The sequence below is a fragment of the Microbacterium sp. CBA3102 genome (assembly GCF_007954505.1).
Lineage (GTDB): Bacteria > Actinomycetota > Actinomycetes > Actinomycetales > Microbacteriaceae > Microbacterium > Microbacterium aurugineum.
Window position 1 is genome coordinate 2912277 of the sequence record NZ_CP042412.1, and the last position, 15391, is coordinate 2927667.

Consider the following 15391-nt stretch of genomic DNA (forward strand, 5'->3'; position numbering starts at 1 on the left):
GGGAATCCTGACATGTTCGCTGGAATGCAAGGCTGGCACCTGCTTATCGTGCTCGCCGTGATCCTCCTTCTGTTCGGTGCCGCCAAGCTGCCGGCGCTCGCGAAGAGCATGGGCCAGTCCGCTCGCGTGTTCAAGGGCGAGATGAAGGCGATGAAGGAAGAAGACGCGACCCGCGCAGATTCGACCGTCGCCGACCCCACCTCGGCCAAGGACTCGGGCGCTGACCCTGAGACTCCGCCTCGCGCCTGACCGGCCGTGGCAGCCATCGAACCGTCCGTGATGCGGAAGGCGGATCGGGATCGACGGATGTCGCTCGGCGCGCATCTCGTCGAACTGCGCAAGCGTCTGATGTACGCGGCGCTGGCACTCGTGGTCGGGATGGTCATCGCGTTCATCGTGGCGGACCCCGTGATCCACTTCATTACGGAACCGATCCGTATCATCACGGAGAAGCGCGGCGATAATTTCAGCGCGTTGAACTTCGGTACGGTCACGTCGGCGTTCGACATGCGCATGCGTATCGCCTTCTCCATCGGTCTGTTCATCTCGGCGCCTGTGTGGCTCTGGCAGATCTGGGCGTTCATCATGCCCGGACTGACCCGCAAGGAGATCAAGTACACCGTCGGGTTCGTCGTCGCGGCGGTTCCGCTGTTCTTCGCCGGCTGCTATCTCGGCGTGATGATCATGCCGCACGTGATCGAGCTCATGTGGAGCTTCACCCCGGACGGCGCAACCAACTTCTACTACGCGCAGGAGTACTACGACTTCGTCTTCAAGCTGATGATCGTGATCGGCGTCTCCTTCGTGCTCCCCGTGTTCCTGGTGGCGCTGAATCTGTCCGGGGTCATGTCGGGCCGGGCGATCCTGAAGGGATGGCGTGTGGCCATCCTCATCGCGACCGTGTTCGCGGCCCTGGCGACGCCGGCAGCCGACGTGGTCAGCATGCTGATGCTCGCCGGAATCCTGATCGTCCTGTTCTTCGCCGCCGCCGGACTGTCCCTCATCTTCGATCGGCGAAAGCGGAAGCGCGACGATGCGTCAGGGCTCCTGCCGGACGCGGTATGAGTTCACCTTCCGAGAAGTACGCCCGGGCGCGCCAGGCGGCCGAGCACCCGGAGTCGTCCGCGTTCGCGGCGTTGCAGAAGTTCCAGCTGGATCCCTTCCAGGTGGCGGGGTGCCACGCGCTCGAGAACGGACGCAGCGTGCTCGTCGCCGCACCGACCGGAGCAGGAAAGACGATCGTCGGCGAGTTCGCGATTCACCTCGCGATGCAGACGCCGACCGACAAGGCGTTCTACACGACACCCATGAAGGCCTTGTCGAATCAGAAGTTCCGGGAGCTGGTCGACGTCTACGGCGCCGATCAGGTGGGACTGCTCACCGGCGACACCAACATCAACGGCAATGCGCGCATCGTGGTGATGACGACCGAAGTCCTGCGCAACATGATCTACGCCGACTCCACGGCGCTCCGGGATCTCCGTTACGTGATCATGGACGAGGTCCACTACCTCGCTGACCGTTTCCGCGGCGCTGTCTGGGAAGAGGTCATCATCCACCTGCCTGCGCAGGTGCGGCTGGTCTCCCTGAGCGCCACGGTCTCGAACGCCGAGGAGTTCGGGGACTGGCTCGACACGGTGCGCGGCGACACCGAAGTGATCGTCTCCGAGATCAGGCCGGTGCCGTTGGAGCAGCACGTGCTCGTGCGGGACGACCTGCTTCCCCTGTTCGATGACCGCGCCGGCCTCGCCACGGCCCAGGTGAACCAGGAGTTGATGCGCATCCGCTCATCGACCGCGTCGACGTATGACAACAACCGACAGGCGCAGGCGTATCGGAGCAACCGGCATGCGGGCCGACAGGCGCAGCGCCCTTCCCGAGGAGGCCGCCGTCCCGTCCGTGCCGCGAATGCGCGCCGGATCGAACGGATGGATCGTCCGGATGTCGTGCGCCTTCTGGAGCGCTCGAACCTCCTCCCGGCGATCTTCTTCATCTTCAGTCGCGTGGGGTGCGACGCGGCCGTGCAGCAGGTGCGTCGCTCCGGCGTCCGTCTGACGTCGACGGAGGAGAGAGCTGAGATCCGGGCCATCGTCGAGGACCGCACCCGCACCCTCCAGGACGAAGACCTCGACGTCCTGGGCTACTGGGAGTGGCTGGACAACCTCGAACGCGGTGTCGCCTCTCATCACGCCGGTCTTCTGCCCGCCTTCAAGGAGGTCGTGGAAGAGCTGTATCAGCGCAAGCTCGTCAAGGTGGTGTTCGCGACCGAGACCCTGGCTCTCGGCATCAACATGCCGGCGCGTACGGTCGTGCTCGAGAAGATGGAGAAATTCAACGGCGAGGCACGCGTCGCGATCACGTCGGGGGAGTACACACAGCTCACCGGTCGCGCCGGACGCCGTGGCATCGACGTCGAGGGCCACGCCGTCGTGCAGTGGACCGAGGGGATGGATCCCCAGGCTGTCGCTGCCCTCGCGTCCCGACGCACATACCCCCTGAACTCGAGCTTCCGTCCGACGTACAACATGGCCGTGAATCTGATCGACATGTTCGGCAAACCCCGAGCGCGGCAGATCCTCGAGTCGTCCTTCGCGCAGTTCCAGGCGGATCGTGCGGTCGTCGGCCTCGCTCGGCAGGTGCGCGAAGCCGAGGAGTCGCTCGCCGGTTATCAGAGTGCGATGGCCTGTGAGCACGGGAGCTTCCCGGAGTACGCCGCGATCCGCCGCGAACTGAGCGATCTCGAGAAGAAGAACCGCCAGGACTCCCAGGCGCCACGGGCGTCACGGGACAAGCGGATGAAGCGCATCCAGACCCTGCGTACGCAGATGCAGCGCCACCCGTGCCACCGTTGTCCCGACCGCGAGGCTCATGCCCGCTGGGCGGAGCGCTATTGGAAGCTCAAGCGCCAGACAGACCGGATCCGGCGCCAGATCGAGACACGCACCGGAACGGTCGCGCGGGTGTTCGACCGCGTCGTCGAGGTCTTGGAGACACTCGACTACGTGACGCATGATGGTGCGGACACGACGCTGACGGATGCCGGACGCACGATGCGCCGCATCTACGGCGAGCGGGATCTGCTGGTGGCCGAGTCCCTGAGACAGGGTCTCTGGGCGGGCTTGGATGCTCCTTCGCTGGCAGCCATGGCCTGCTGCCTCGTGTACGAACCGCGACGCGATGAAGCCAATTCGGGGGAGCGCGGCCTGCCGCGTGGCGCATTCCGCACCGCCTACGAAAAGACCACCACACTCTGGGCGGAGCTGGACGACCTGGAACAGGACCACCATCTTCCCGGCAGTGAGCCTCTCGCCGCCGGTCTGGCGGGTGCCATGCATGCCTGGGCGCGCGGGGGAGCGCTGGACCGCGTCCTGATCGACGCCGACATGGCAGCGGGAGACTTCGTGCGCTGGGCCAAGCAGACCATCGATCTGCTGGATCAACTCTCGATCGTCGCGGAGGATGCCGCGCTGGCGCGTACCGCGCGGAGCGCTCTCGACGGAGTCCGCCGCGGCATCGTGGCCTACTCGTCGATGTGAGGGTGGACACGATGCCCGAACGCCCCGCTCCGCAGCGCGCCCTTCTCCCGCTCTGGGCGGCCGTCCTCACCGCGGGGGTCGCCGCCGTCCTCATGGACCTGGCGTATCCGGAGGGGGCCGTCTGGGTTCTCGCTTTCCCCGCCGTGGGGCTTCTGCTCGTCGCGCTGATCGGCCGTCGCTTCGGTGGCGCCCTGCTCGTCGGACTCGTGTACGGGGTTCTCTTCTTCGCGCTCTTGGTGTCGTGGACGTCGCGCTATCTCGGTCCCATCCCCTGGGGCGCGCTCAGTGTCGTCGAAGGCGGACTCACCGCGTTCGCCCTCATTCCGATCGCTCTGGCCTACCGGTGGCTGCCTCGTGCCTTCCCCGGTACCGCAGGGCGCCTCCTGGGGCTTCCGGCTGTCGTGGCCGCTCTCTGGGTCGGCAGGGAGCTCTTCGTCGGCTCCTGGCCCTACGGCGGCTTCCCATGGGCCCGGCTCGGCATGAGCCAGGCCGAGAGCCCGCTCGCCCCCGTGTCCTCCTGGCTCGGGGTCAGCGGACTCAGCTTCCTGATGGTGCTGCTGGTCGCGATGCTGGTCGAGGTGGTGCGGCTGCGCCTGTGGCGGCGGCCGCTGCGATTGTCGGCACCGACCGTGGCCATCCTCGTGCTGCTGTTCACCCCGCTCTTCCCGACCTCGCCGTCGGGCTCGATGCGGATCGCGGCAGTGCAGGGGAACGGCCCGACGGGATACTTCGATGAGCGCGAAGCGTTCGCCGTGATCCAGGCGCAGACGGACGCCACCGCACCTCTGTACGGAGAAGACGTCGACCTGCTCGTGTGGCCGGAAGGGTCCTTGGACGCCGATCCGTTCCAGAACGACGCGATCGCCCGGCGGATGACGCTCGTCTCGAACCGCATCGATGCGCCTCTGCTCGCCAACGCGGCGACGGGGCGCGATGACGTCTACTTCAACACGTCGATGCTCTGGACGGCCGACGGCACGGCTACGCAGCTGCACGACAAGAGACATCCGGTCCCGTTCGGCGAGTACGTTCCGGATCGTCCCTTCTTCAACGCGCTGGCGCCCGATCTGATCGGTCTGATCCAACGGGAGTACACGCCCGGATCCAACCCGCCGGTCGTCGACGTGGACGGCGTCACGATCGGCCTGGCCATCTGCTTCGACGTCATCTATGACGACGTCATCTGGGAAGGCCTGAACGACGGCGCAGAGGTCCTGGTGTTCCAGACCAACAACGCGGACTTCCGCGGCACCGACGAGAACCTCCAGCAGCTCGCGTTCGCACGGATGCGGGCGATCGAGACCGGTCGCAGTGTCGTGAACGTGTCGACGGTCGGCACCAGCCAGGTCATCCGCGCGGACGGTTCGACCGTCACGAGCCTCGATGCAGGAGAGGCCGGTGCGATGCTCGACGATGTCGAACTTCGTACCGGCTTCACAGCGGGTGTGCTCCTGGGCCCCGTCATCCAGCAGCTGCTGCTCTGGGGCGGTGTCGGCGCGCTCCTCTTCGGGTGGTGGCGCGCCAGGGGGCGTTAAGCCCCGATCTTCTCCCGCGTCGGGTCTTCTCCTGCACCGCGACGGGCGCGGATGAAGGCGAGGCGCTCTTCCAGGAGCTCCTCGAGCTCCGCTCGCGTGCGGCGCTCCATCAGCATGTCCCAGTGGGTGCGTGCGGCCTTCTCATCGCTTGCTTCGAGCGTCACGGCCTCGCCGTCGACGTTCAGACGGGCTTCCGCGCCGCACGCACGGCACTCCCACGTCTGGGGCGGCTCGGCGTCCGCTGCGAACATCAGGTTCGTGACGTGTCCGCACGTGTCACAGGTGTAGGTCGTTTCGCGGCGCTCCATGAAAACGACGCCCTCTTCGCTCTGTAGGCTCTGGGCGCCGAGCCGGATGCCGCGCAGGCTGCGATCTGCCATTTTGTGGTCCTCTCGTCGCTGTCAGGTATAACGCTCCAGCCTGTGCGCTTCATCCACGCGGGCGACTTCGCGGCGGAATTCACAGCCGAATCCCAGCGCCGGAGGTTATGGGGCGCGTCGGCGACTACTTCGCAGAGAGCGTGGCCAGTGCGATGTCGGCACGGTCGGACACGATGCCGTCCACTCCGGCCGCAACGAGTCGGAGCATGTCGATGGGGTCGTTCACGGTCCAGACGTGGATCTCGACGCCGCGGCGGCGGGCGGCGCGGAGCAGGGCCGGGGTGAGTACGGTCAGCTTCCCGTGGCGCTCCGGGATCTGAAGCGCATCGATGTCTTCGAGCACACGACCGGGGGAGAGGTGCAGTGCGGAGAGTGCTCGGAGAGCGGCGATGGTGCGGCTCCCCCCGGAGGTGGCCGGTCGGAGCGCGGCGCCCGCCTTCAGCACGGACGCGACCGTTCCACGGCGATTGGAGTCAGAGAAGCTCGTCACCAGCACGCGGTGAGTGTGGTTGGCGAGGATCGGCCCGAGTGGCTCGACAGCGGCGGACGTCTTCACGTCGACATTGAAACGGACCTCGGGAAACGAATCGAGTGCCTCCGAGACGGTGAGCAACCCGCCATGGTCGGCGAACATCTCGCGCAGTTCGCGCGTGCGCACGTCGCGGACGGCTCGCTTGTCGCCCAGGAGGCGATCGAGTGTCGAATCGTGGAACAGCACGACGTCACCGTCGGCGGTCACCTGGCAGTCGGTCTCGACGTACTCGGCGCCGGCGGCATGGGCGGCGGCGATGGCTGCGGCCGAGTTCTCCCAGACGCCCGAGTCCTCGCCGGCCGCGGTGATCAGACCGCGGTGGGCGAGGACTCGGGGATGCCGTGCCTTCGAGAAGTACGGGTGCGTCACGCGCCCGGCAGTGTGTTGGTCGGGCCCTGGCCCGGCTTCGGGGTGAATGCGCTGCCGATGCCCTTGAGCGCCTCGGTGAGTTCGCTCGGGATGATCCACAGCTTGTTGGACTGGCCTTCGCTGATCTTCGGGAGCATCTGCAGGTACTGGTAGGCGAGCAGTTTGTCGTCCGGCGCACCCTGATGAATGGCGCTGAAGACGTTCTGGATCGCTTCGGCTTCACCCTGGGCACGGAGCACCGCAGCCTGCTTGTCGCCCTCTGCCCGGAGGATCTCGGCTTGACGGGAGCCCTCCGCTTCGAGGATCGCCGACTGCTTGGTGCCCTCGGCGGTGAGGATCGCCGCGCGACGGTCACGCTCGGCGCGCATCTGCTTTTCCATGGAGTCCTGGATCGAGATGGGCGGGTCGATCGCTTTCAGCTCGACGCGTCCGACACGGATGCCCCACTTGCCCGTCGCCTCGTCCAGCACGACGCGCAGCTGGCCGTTGATGTTGTCGCGACTGGTGAGTGCCTCTTCGAGGTTGAGCCCACCCACGACGTTACGCAGGGTGGTGGTGGTCAGCTGCTCGACGGCACCGAGGTAGTTCGCGATCTCGTAGGTGGCGGCGCGGGCATCGGTGACCTGGAAGTACACGACGGTGTCGATCGAGACGACGAGGTTGTCCTCGGTGATCACCGGTTGCGGCGGGAACGAGACGACCTGCTCGCGCATGTCGATGAGCGGACGAAGACGGTCGATGAAGGGGACCAGGATGTTCAGACCTGGCGTGAGCGTCTTGTGGTAGCGCCCGAGGCGCTCGACGACGCCGGCAGTCGCCTGCGGAATGATGCGGATGGCCCGTGCGACGGTGACCACCACGAAGATGATCACGGCGATGGCGAGGATCCATCCGATCGCTGCGGGGATGAACGATGCGTCGTCCACGGGAACTCCTAGTCGTTGACGGGTCGGACGATGGCGGTGGCGCCGTTGATCACGCTCACGGCGATCGGCGCCCCCGAGGGAATCGGAACGGGGGTCGAAGTCCGCGCGGTCCAGGTGTCGCCGTTCGCGAGCTTCACTTGCCCGGAGATCTGGGTGATCTCACTCAGGGCCACACCGCGCAGGTCGAGAAGGGCGTCGACGTTCGATTTCGTCGGATCCTCCCCGCGGTGCAGACGCTTGAGCAACGGGGGCCGGAGGAAGAGGATGAAGACCGCCGCAGCGGCCGCTGCGATGATCACCTGCACCCACACCGGCACACCCAGCAGATCGGTCACGAGACCGACGACGCTGCCGAAGGCGAGCATGAGGAACGTGAAGTCCAGCGAGAGCATCTCGATGACGAGGAAGACGGCGATCAGGACCAGCCAGCCGATCCAGGCCCATTGGTCGATGAACGTGACGAATGTCGTGAAGTTGTCCATGCGGCCTCCTTTCTGGTCAACGTACCACGCGGAGGCCCGCCCATCGGGGTGCCCCGGCGCGCGCTTGATAGTGTGAGAGGGCCGTGCGATCACGGCTTTTTCACGCATCATGAGGAGTCACCGTGACCGACGTTCTTCCCGCAGGATCCCTCGAAGGCAAGGTCGCGCTTGTCACCGGTTCATCACGCGGGATCGGCGCCGACACCGTGCGCTACCTCGCCGAGGCCGGCGCCGATGTGGTCATCAACTACCGCAACAAGGCGCCGCGTGCGGAGAAGCTCGCCACGCAGCTGCGCGAGCTCGGTCGCCGCGCGCTCGTCGTCGGCGCGGATCTCACCGATCCGGCCTCGGTCGCCGAGATGTTCGAGGCGGTCCGCGCTGAGTACGGACGCCTCGACGTGCTGGTGCTCAACGCGTCCGGTGGCATGGAGTCGGGGATGGCGGAGGACTACGCGCTCACGTTGAACCGTGACGCGCAGCTGAACGTGCTCGAGGCTGCGACGCCGCTGCTCGGAGACGGTGCACGGGTGGTCTTCGTCACCAGCCACCAGGCCCACTTCATCCGCACCACGCCCACGATGCCGGAGTACGAGCCGGTCGCGCTGTCGAAGCGAGCCGGGGAAGACGCGCTTCGTGAGCTCATCCCGAGCCTTGCCGAGAAGGGGATCGGCTTCACGGTCGTCTCCGGAGACATGATCGAGGGAACGATCACTGCGACCCTGTTGGAGCGGGCGAACCCCGGCGCGATCGCCGAGCGGCGGGAGTCGGCAGGCAAGCTCTACAACGTCTCCGAGTTCGCTGCCGAGGTGGCCAAGGCCACGGTCGATCCTGTTCCGGCTGACAACACACGCCTGGTCGGCGATGTGAGCGCGTTCGCCGCGGAGTGACCTCCGACCTACGGAACGGCCCCGTCCTGCTGGATGCAGGACGGGGCCGTTCTGTTCGCGGGGGAGATCAGCTGGCCGTGTCTCCCTGAACGGCGGCCACATACTCCTTCTCGTCCTTGCCGAGCGTGAAAGCACGCACGATCTGGATGATGCCGAGAACGATCAGCGAGATGCCGAGCAGCAGCCAGAATGCGAAGCCGGCGATCAGCGGCGAGAACAGGACGATGATTCCGGCGACGATGCTCAGGAGTGCATAGAGAACGGTCCAGACGCGCGAGCCATCGCTGCCCAGAAGCGTCAGGGCCACGACGCCATCGACGATCCAGCTGATGCCGATGAAGATCACGACCACGAACGCGAGCGTGGCCGCAGCTGCATTCAAGTTGAAGAACGCGATGATGCCGGCCGCGACGTAGAGCAGTCCGAGGACGATGTGCCCCACGCGGGCCCATCCGCCCTTGGCGCTCGAGAAGATGCCCAGCCCGATGTAGACGAGTCCGGCGACGACCAGGTAGGAGGCGAAGATCGCCGTCACGATGACCGCGGACTTCACCGGCCAGACGAGGAGGACGATTCCGGCGACGAGCGCGAGAACACCGGCGACGGCGAGCGAGATGCGAATCGATTTGAACAGTGACTTCGCCTCGGCGAGTGGTTCAGACATGGTTGGGGACCCCTTTCTGAGAAAATCCTGTGAGGATGCTTCCTCAGGGTAGCGCCCTCACAGCCCCGAATGGGGAGGAGTCGCCGTTCGCGTTTCATTCCGTCACACCAGGACACCCGGCGTCATGGCACTATCGACTTCGTGACGGGTCCGGATGATGCGCGCTTGCGCGAGCTCACAGTGATGCGAAGAGTGCGGGATCGCATCGATCGCGAGTATGCCCGGCCGCTGGATGTCGAGGCGCTGGCCCGGGGTGTGCACATGTCGGCGGGGCACCTGAGTCGGTGCTTCCGGGACGCATACGGCGAATCGCCGTACTCGTACCTGATGACGAGACGGATCGAGCGGGCGATGGCACTCCTGCGCCGTGGCGACCTCACGGTCACCGAGGTCTGCTTCGAAGTCGGCTGCTCATCGCTCGGCACGTTCAGCACCCGGTTCACCGAGCTGGTCGGTGTCTCACCCCGCGTGTACCGTGAACGAGCAGCGCACGTCGAAGGGATTCCCTCGTTCCAGGCCAAGCAGGTCACACGACCGATCAGGAATCAAGAAGCACCCCGCATCGATGCCCATCTAACGTGAAAACCATGAACATCAGCATCCACTACGCCTTCCTGCCTCACACCGACGCCGAAGCTGCGCTCGGGTTCTACCGAGATGCGCTCGGCTTCGAGGTGCGCAACGACGTCGGGTACGACGGTCTCCGCTGGCTCACGGTCGGACCGGAGGGACAGCCCGAGACATCGATCGTGCTTCACCCACCGGCAACCGACCCCGGCATCACCGACGCCGAGCGGCAGACGATCCTCGAGCTGATCGCCAAGGGCAGCTATGCCGCGCTCACCCTCGCGAGCGACGACCTCGACGGGCTCTTCGAACGGCTCGTCGAAGGCGGGGCAGACGTCGTGCAGGAACCCATGGACCAGCCTTACGGCGTCCGCGACTGTGCTTTCCGGGATCCGGCAGGCAACCTGCTCCGTATCAACCAGGCCGCCTGAACCCTCCACCGAATCGACGAAGGACGCTGATGACCACCGAGCACCCCGCCGACACCCACGACCTGATCCGCGTTCAGGGCGCGCGCGAGAACAATCTGAAGGATGTCAGCGTAGAGATCCCGAAGCGACGTCTCACCGTGTTCACCGGCGTATCGGGTTCAGGCAAGAGCTCCCTCGTCTTCGACACGATCGCCGCGGAATCCCGCCGGATGATCGATGAGACGTACAGCGCTTTCGTGCAGGGATTCATGCCGTCGGTGCCGCGTCCCGACGTCGACGTCCTGGAGGGGCTGACCACGGCGATCATCGTCGATCAGGAGCGACTCGGCGCGAATCCGCGCTCGACCGTCGGAACGGTCACCGATGCCAACGCGATGCTGCGCATCCTGTTCAGCAAGCTCGGGCAGCCCTACATCGGCGGACCGACCGCGTTCTCGTTCAACATCCCGACGCAGAAGGCCAGCGGCGTCATGACCGGTCCCGGCGGCGAAAAGAAGATCGTGAAGGATGCGATCTATCTGGGCGGCATGTGTCCGCGTTGCGAGGGGAGGGGAGCGGTGTCGGACCTCGATCTCACGCAGATCGTCGACGAGTCCAAGTCGCTCAATGAGGGCGCCATCATGGTCCCCGGCTACACCGCCGACGGCTGGATGGTGAAGGGCTTCTCCCAGTCGGGGTTCTATCCGTCCGACAAACCGATCGCGGAGTTCACGGACAAGCAGCGGCATCTGTTCCTCTACGGCGAGGTCACGAAGGTGAAGATCTCGGGGATCAACATGACCTACGAAGGTCTGATCCCCAAGATCACGAAGGCGATGCTCTCGAAGGATCTCGACGCACTCCAGCCGCACATCCGAGCCTTCGTCGAACGCGTCGCCACTTTCGCGGTCTGCCCGGAGTGCGACGGCACGCGGCTCACTGAAGGTGCGCGCTCTTCGAAGATCGAGGGCGTCAGCATCGCGGATGCGTGCCGAATGCAGGTGACCGACGTGGCTGAGTGGGTGCGCGGCCTCGATCTTCCCGGCGCCGGACCGCTCTTGCAGGCGCTCAGCGCCAACCTGGACGCATTCGTGACGCTGGGACTGGGATACCTCAGCCTCGAGCGGCCGTCGGGCACGCTGTCCGGGGGAGAGGCGCAACGCATCAAGATGCTGCGGCACCTCGGCTCCTCGCTCACGGACATCACCTACGTGTTCGACGAGCCGACGATCGGCCTGCATCCGCACGACATCCAGCGGATGAACGGCCTGCTGCTGCAACTGCGCGACAAGGGCAACACCGTCCTCGTCGTCGAGCACAAGCCTGAGACCATCGCGATCGGCGATCACGTCGTGGATCTGGGGCCAGGAGCCGGCAGCGCGGGCGGAGAGATCTGCTACGAGGGCTCGGTCGAGGGGCTGAAAGCGAGCGGAACGAAGACCGGAGATCATCTCGAAGACCGCGCGACGTTGAAGGACGAGGTGCGAACGGGGTCGGGAAAGATCGAAGTGCGCGGCGCGTCGGCGAACAATCTGCAGGACGTCGATGTCGATATCCCCACCGGAGTCCTCACCGTCGTGACCGGCGTCGCCGGGTCGGGCAAGAGCTCACTCATCCATGGATCGGTGTCCCATCAGGATGGCGTCGTCGCGATCGACCAGGCCGCGATCAAGGGGTCCCGCCGCAGCAATCCTGCCACCTACACAGGACTCCTCGAACCGATCCGGAAGGCGTTCGCGAAGGCGAACGGCGTGAAGCCGGCGCTGTTCAGCGCGAACTCGGAAGGCGCGTGTCCGTCATGCAAGGGGGCGGGCGTCATCATCACCGAACTCGGTTTCATGGACACGATCGAGACGCCGTGCGAGGACTGCGGAGGTAAGCGCTTCCAGGCAGGCGTGCTGGAGTACAAGCTCGCGGGCAAGGACATCACCGATGTCCTCGATCTGCCGGTCGCCGAGGCCCGGCTCTTCTTCGGCGACGGCGAGGCGAAGCTGCCCGCCGCGGCGGCGATCCTCGGTCGCATGGAAGACGTGGGACTCGGATATCTGTCGCTCGGGCAACCGCTGTCGACGCTGTCGGGCGGCGAACGCCAGCGTCTCAAGCTCGCGATCCAGATGGGGGAGAAGGGCGACGTCTACGTGCTCGATGAGCCCACGACAGGTTTGCACCTCGCGGATGTCGACAAGATCCTGGGCCTGCTGGATCGACTCGTCGACGCGGGGAAGACCGTGATCGTCATCGAACACCATCAAGCAGTCATGGCGCACGCGGACTGGATCATCGACATCGGCCCCGGCGCCGGTCACGACGGCGGGAAGATCGTCTTCGAGGGAACCCCGAGAGATTTGGTATCCCAAAAGGCGACGCTCACGGGGGAGCACCTCGCGGAGTACGTCGGAGCGTGAGTCGGGCAGGGGGATAGTCCGCCCGGCGTTGCGCCCCGCTTCGTCGCGGTCTCAGTCCCGGCGGGCGATGATCGTGTACGTGCACGGCAGCTTGTCGCGCTCTGCATCGGGCCAGGCATAGCCGCCGGGAACCTCCACCATGCGGTCGCTGAAGCGCCACGGCAGCGTTCGGCCTTCGTCGAAGTGGATGAGTCGGAGACCAGCGCGCAACAGAGCGCCGAGGATCTCGGACAGGGGGTGCGGCCACTCGTACGTACGCGTGTGAGCGAGGCGTCCGTCGCCGGCGTAGGTGCTGTCGTCATCCCACTGCTGCGCATGCCCGGTCGCGAAGTAGGAATAGCGTGTGGTGAGCTCAGCAGCGTTCTCATCGAGTGCGTAGAGCGCGGGATGGCCGTCTCGGATGAAGAACATGCCGCCTGGGCGCAGCAGGGCCACGATCTGGGCGGCCCACCGGTCCAGGTCGCTGAGCCAGGTGATCGTCCCGATGCTCGTGTAGACGACATCGAAGACGCCGTCGACTGCGGCACGCGCATCGAGAACGTCGGTCTCCACCCAGGTGGCGTCGATACCCAGGCGTGCAGCAAGCTGGGCGGCAGCACGGAGCGCGGACGGCGAGAAGTCGACGCCGGTGACTGTGGCGCCCGCTCGAGCCAGCGAGACCGTGTCGGTGCCGATGTGGCACTGCAGATGGCACAGGTCGAGCCCGGAGAGCGAACCGGACGGAAGGAACGACTTCATCGCGACCAGATCGTCGCGCACGACGTCGCTGAGATGAGCCGGGTCGTCGAACGTGTCGAGTCCGTACGCTTCTTCGTGCACAGGCACGCGATCTTCCCAGTTCGCCTGGTTCGCCAGCCGCGCAGATTCCCAGTCGATGTTGACGTTGTTCCCGTTCACGCAGTGAGCCTATCGAGCACCACGCTCCAGTCCGAGTTATATCCGATAATGCACATTATGTCAGCTTGTGTCGATCAGGTCGCTCCTCCTCTCCCTGCGGCAGGAACTGCGAGGATAGGTTCGATGACTCCCACCGGCCGTGACTCCACGTGTCTCGTCATCCTGCGCGGCGACGCGATTGAAAGGGGAGACACACGACAGCCAGCGGAAGCCGCTCGGCGTGAACCGCCTCTAAGTCTCGTAGGGGCTGGCCTTCACCCTGCCTCGTAGCCATTGGACCGGCCACACGAAATGCGCAACGGAGAGGGCAAACACGCCCCAAGCAATGGCCAAGAGTCCCCAAAGTACCGCGGCTGCGGACGCGCCGCCCTCCCCCGGGCTCACGGCCAGCGCCGCGGTGATTCCGATTAGAGCGATGAATCCAACGACCGCACCGGCCACCGTGATCGCGCCGTTCGCGAGCCACCGAGACCGAAGCGCCGGAACGAGTCGAATCGGCAGTCCGATGACCATTGCGAGGACCATCGATGGTGCGGCGACCAACACGCCACTGAAGACGATTCCGATGAGCGACATGGCTCCGTCATACTCGTTGCCGCCGGCCCCTGAGGCGATCATGCCGGTCCCCACGATCACCGCCGCGACGAACAAGACGAACCCACCCACAAAGAACTGAGCGATCGTCAATGTCCGAAGGTCGATCTCTGGCCGCGAAGTGCCCTCATCGCCAGCGGTTGACACGTTCGCGGCCCCGTTTGTGCTCACGTCTCGATCTTACGAGTTCGCCCCGCGGAGGCGGAGAAGCCGCCCATCACCTTCGCGCTCCCCATTGCACCGCGTTGCTGCTGGGGGCTGCGGACGCTCCCGATCCTCCCGAACCGGGGCGCCCACCGAGCCGCCTCCGCGTTGCACGACGTCATCGAAACGCCACCAAGTGACTACGAGCTGTTGGAAAGCGGCGACACAGGATCGCCAGCAGTCTCGATCAGGTCTCTCCTCCTCTCGCTGCGGCAGAATCTCCTCGGGCGGCGGGTGGCTCTCATCTCTCAGGATCACTTTCGCCGCGAGGTGCTGCACGACCCCGATCGGCGTCATGCGGGAAGACCGCTCGCGATCGCCTTCGGACAGGACGAGCTCCGCGAATGGTACGACGGATGGCAGCCCCTCCCCTGGTTCGAAGAGACGCGAGTGGGCCGCGAGGTGTCGACCGACGAACTGGTGTCATCGATCCTGCAGAACCTCGGGCGTCCGGGGCTACACAACCCGACGAGCGAAAGCGCGTAGTCCGAAGTCGGCATCGACGAATGAACCTCGGCGATAGGCTCCGATCGTGGACAGAGTGAAAGATGACGTGTATGGGTTCCTGGTGGCGGCGTCACGCGCCGATGAACTCGTGCGCTTGGACGAGATCATCCGTGAAGCGCTGCCTGGGGTGGACCGTGTGCTGTGGCGAGGCAAGATGTGGGGCGGCACGGAACAGGCGATCGTGGGCTACGGCACGATCGCTCAGCCCCGCCCTCGGGGCGGAAGCGTCGACTGGTTCCTCGTGGGGCTCGCGGAGCAGAAGAGCCACTTGTCGGTCTACGTGAACGCGGCCGAGAACGGCGAGTACCTCGTGCGTGCGCGCGCTCATCAGCTCGGGAAGGTCAAGGTCGGCGCTGCGGCGATCACCTTCCGGTCCGTCGACGACCTTGACCTCGCGGAGTTCCGCTTGTTGCTCCAAAAGGCGCGGGAGATCGAACTCCCCGGATAGCACGTCCCCGTCACGCTTCGTAGCGCCTGGGCCGCGGTGAGATGAGAG

Annotated in this window: 17 protein-coding genes; 10 read left to right on the plus strand and 7 right to left on the minus strand. The window is 65.7% G+C overall.

Annotated features, from left to right (window positions below; translation table 11 throughout):
• Window positions 1–12 precede the first annotated feature (12 nt).
• The 4 genes from tatA to lnt are packed head-to-tail and all read left to right on the plus strand — an operon-like array spanning window position 13 to window position 5071.
• Window positions 13–249, plus strand: a complete 237-nt coding sequence (gene tatA, locus FGL91_RS13940) for a twin-arginine translocase TatA/TatE family subunit (protein WP_047519604.1) — start codon at window positions 13–15, stop codon at window positions 247–249.
• A gap of 57 nt (window positions 250–306) precedes the next feature.
• Window positions 307–1065, plus strand: a complete 759-nt coding sequence (gene tatC / locus FGL91_RS13945; protein ID WP_131491103.1) for a twin-arginine translocase subunit TatC — start codon at window positions 307–309, stop codon at window positions 1063–1065.
• Window positions 1062–3536 carry a DEAD/DEAH box helicase gene (locus tag FGL91_RS13950; RefSeq protein WP_153244114.1) on the plus strand — a complete coding sequence of 825 codons (2475 nt, stop codon included), beginning with the start codon at window positions 1062–1064 and terminating at the stop codon, window positions 3534–3536. Before tatC ends, FGL91_RS13950 begins: the two co-directional genes overlap by 4 nt.
• Before the next feature lie 11 nt (window positions 3537–3547).
• Complete coding sequence (gene lnt, locus FGL91_RS13955) at window positions 3548–5071, plus strand: apolipoprotein N-acyltransferase (RefSeq protein WP_153244115.1); 1524 nt, start codon at window positions 3548–3550, stop codon at window positions 5069–5071.
• On the opposite strand, the gene FGL91_RS13960 is transcribed toward lnt, so the two are convergent.
• The 4 genes from FGL91_RS13960 to FGL91_RS13975 all read right to left on the minus strand — a co-directional run bounded on the left by FGL91_RS13960 (window position 5068) and on the right by FGL91_RS13975 (window position 7760).
• Window positions 5068–5451: an RNA polymerase-binding protein RbpA gene (locus FGL91_RS13960; protein ID WP_047519600.1), complete on the minus strand. Its 384-nt coding sequence runs from the start codon at window positions 5449–5451 to the stop codon at window positions 5068–5070. The genes lnt and FGL91_RS13960 overlap by 4 nt on opposite strands.
• 124 nt (window positions 5452–5575) lie before the next feature.
• On the minus strand, window positions 5576–6352 hold the full coding sequence (locus FGL91_RS13965) for a glycerophosphodiester phosphodiesterase family protein (RefSeq protein WP_131491018.1): 777 nt from the start codon (window positions 6350–6352) through the stop codon (window positions 5576–5578).
• Window positions 6349–7278, minus strand: coding sequence for an SPFH domain-containing protein (locus FGL91_RS13970; protein ID WP_052193254.1), 930 nt, complete (start codon window positions 7276–7278; stop codon window positions 6349–6351). The genes FGL91_RS13965 and FGL91_RS13970 overlap by 4 nt, the downstream gene beginning before the upstream one ends.
• 8 nt (window positions 7279–7286) lie before the next feature.
• Complete coding sequence (locus tag FGL91_RS13975) at window positions 7287–7760, minus strand: NfeD family protein (RefSeq protein WP_047519596.1); 474 nt, start codon at window positions 7758–7760, stop codon at window positions 7287–7289.
• Window positions 7761–7882: 122 nt separating this feature from the next.
• Between FGL91_RS13975 and FGL91_RS13980 the strand changes: the two genes are divergently transcribed.
• On the plus strand, window positions 7883–8647 hold the full coding sequence (locus FGL91_RS13980; RefSeq protein ID WP_047519594.1) for an SDR family oxidoreductase: 765 nt from the start codon (window positions 7883–7885) through the stop codon (window positions 8645–8647).
• A 67-nt stretch (window positions 8648–8714) separates the two neighbouring features.
• Here FGL91_RS13980 and FGL91_RS13985 read toward each other — a convergent pair whose 3' ends face one another.
• Window positions 8715–9311 carry an HdeD family acid-resistance protein gene (locus tag FGL91_RS13985; protein WP_153244116.1) on the minus strand — a complete coding sequence of 199 codons (597 nt, stop codon included), beginning with the start codon at window positions 9309–9311 and terminating at the stop codon, window positions 8715–8717.
• A gap of 183 nt (window positions 9312–9494) precedes the next feature.
• On the opposite strand from FGL91_RS13985, the gene FGL91_RS13990 reads away from it, so the two are divergent.
• Genes FGL91_RS13990 through FGL91_RS14000 form a run of 3 tightly spaced genes read left to right on the plus strand, consistent with a single transcriptional unit; the run spans window position 9495 to window position 12693 of the window.
• On the plus strand, window positions 9495–9893 hold the full coding sequence (locus tag FGL91_RS13990; RefSeq protein WP_131491104.1) for a helix-turn-helix transcriptional regulator: 399 nt from the start codon (window positions 9495–9497) through the stop codon (window positions 9891–9893).
• 5 nt (window positions 9894–9898) lie between these two features.
• A complete protein-coding gene (locus FGL91_RS13995) occupies window positions 9899–10309 on the plus strand; it encodes a VOC family protein (protein ID WP_153244117.1) in 411 nt (136 codons plus the stop codon).
• Window positions 10310–10338: 29 nt separating this feature from the next.
• A complete protein-coding gene (locus tag FGL91_RS14000; protein ID WP_153244118.1) occupies window positions 10339–12693 on the plus strand; it encodes an ATP-binding cassette domain-containing protein in 2355 nt (784 codons plus the stop codon).
• 51 nt (window positions 12694–12744) lie between these two features.
• On the opposite strand, the gene FGL91_RS14005 is transcribed toward FGL91_RS14000, so the two are convergent.
• Both FGL91_RS14005 and FGL91_RS14010 read right to left on the minus strand, forming a co-directional pair.
• Complete coding sequence (locus FGL91_RS14005; RefSeq protein WP_153244119.1) at window positions 12745–13590, minus strand: class I SAM-dependent methyltransferase; 846 nt, start codon at window positions 13588–13590, stop codon at window positions 12745–12747.
• Window positions 13591–13821: 231 nt separating this feature from the next.
• Window positions 13822–14355: a hypothetical protein gene (locus FGL91_RS14010; protein WP_153244120.1), complete on the minus strand. Its 534-nt coding sequence runs from the start codon at window positions 14353–14355 to the stop codon at window positions 13822–13824.
• 267 nt (window positions 14356–14622) lie between these two features.
• Between FGL91_RS14010 and FGL91_RS14015 the strand changes: the two genes are divergently transcribed.
• The gene (locus tag FGL91_RS14015; RefSeq protein ID WP_194239227.1) at window positions 14623–14874 is read left to right on the plus strand and encodes a hypothetical protein; all 252 of its coding nucleotides are present in this window, start codon (window positions 14623–14625) and stop codon (window positions 14872–14874) included.
• Window positions 14875–14920: 46 nt separating this feature from the next.
• Window positions 14921–15343, plus strand: a complete 423-nt coding sequence (locus FGL91_RS14020; protein WP_165875368.1) for a DUF1801 domain-containing protein — start codon at window positions 14921–14923, stop codon at window positions 15341–15343.
• The last annotated feature ends 48 nt before the right edge of the window (window positions 15344–15391 follow it).

Excerpts from the sequence above, each read along its gene's own strand:
- FGL91_RS13995 (WP_153244117.1), top strand. The coding sequence starts at position 9,899 with ATGAACATCAGCATCCACTACGCCTTCCTGCCTCACACCGACGCCGAA.
- FGL91_RS13990 (WP_131491104.1), top strand. The coding sequence starts at position 9,495 with ATGCGAAGAGTGCGGGATCGCATCGATCGCGAGTATGCCCGGCCGCTG.
- FGL91_RS13985 (WP_153244116.1), bottom strand. The coding sequence starts at position 9,311 with ATGTCTGAACCACTCGCCGAGGCGAAGTCACTGTTCAAATCGATTCGC.
- FGL91_RS13960 (WP_047519600.1), bottom strand. The coding sequence starts at position 5,451 with ATGGCAGATCGCAGCCTGCGCGGCATCCGGCTCGGCGCCCAGAGCCTA.
- tatC (WP_131491103.1), top strand. The coding sequence starts at position 307 with ATGTCGCTCGGCGCGCATCTCGTCGAACTGCGCAAGCGTCTGATGTAC.
- FGL91_RS13950 (WP_153244114.1), top strand. The coding sequence starts at position 1,062 with ATGAGTTCACCTTCCGAGAAGTACGCCCGGGCGCGCCAGGCGGCCGAG.
- tatA (WP_047519604.1), top strand. The coding sequence starts at position 13 with ATGTTCGCTGGAATGCAAGGCTGGCACCTGCTTATCGTGCTCGCCGTG.
- FGL91_RS14000 (WP_153244118.1), top strand. The coding sequence starts at position 10,339 with ATGACCACCGAGCACCCCGCCGACACCCACGACCTGATCCGCGTTCAG.
- lnt (WP_153244115.1), top strand. The coding sequence starts at position 3,548 with ATGCCCGAACGCCCCGCTCCGCAGCGCGCCCTTCTCCCGCTCTGGGCG.
- FGL91_RS13975 (WP_047519596.1), bottom strand. The coding sequence starts at position 7,760 with ATGGACAACTTCACGACATTCGTCACGTTCATCGACCAATGGGCCTGG.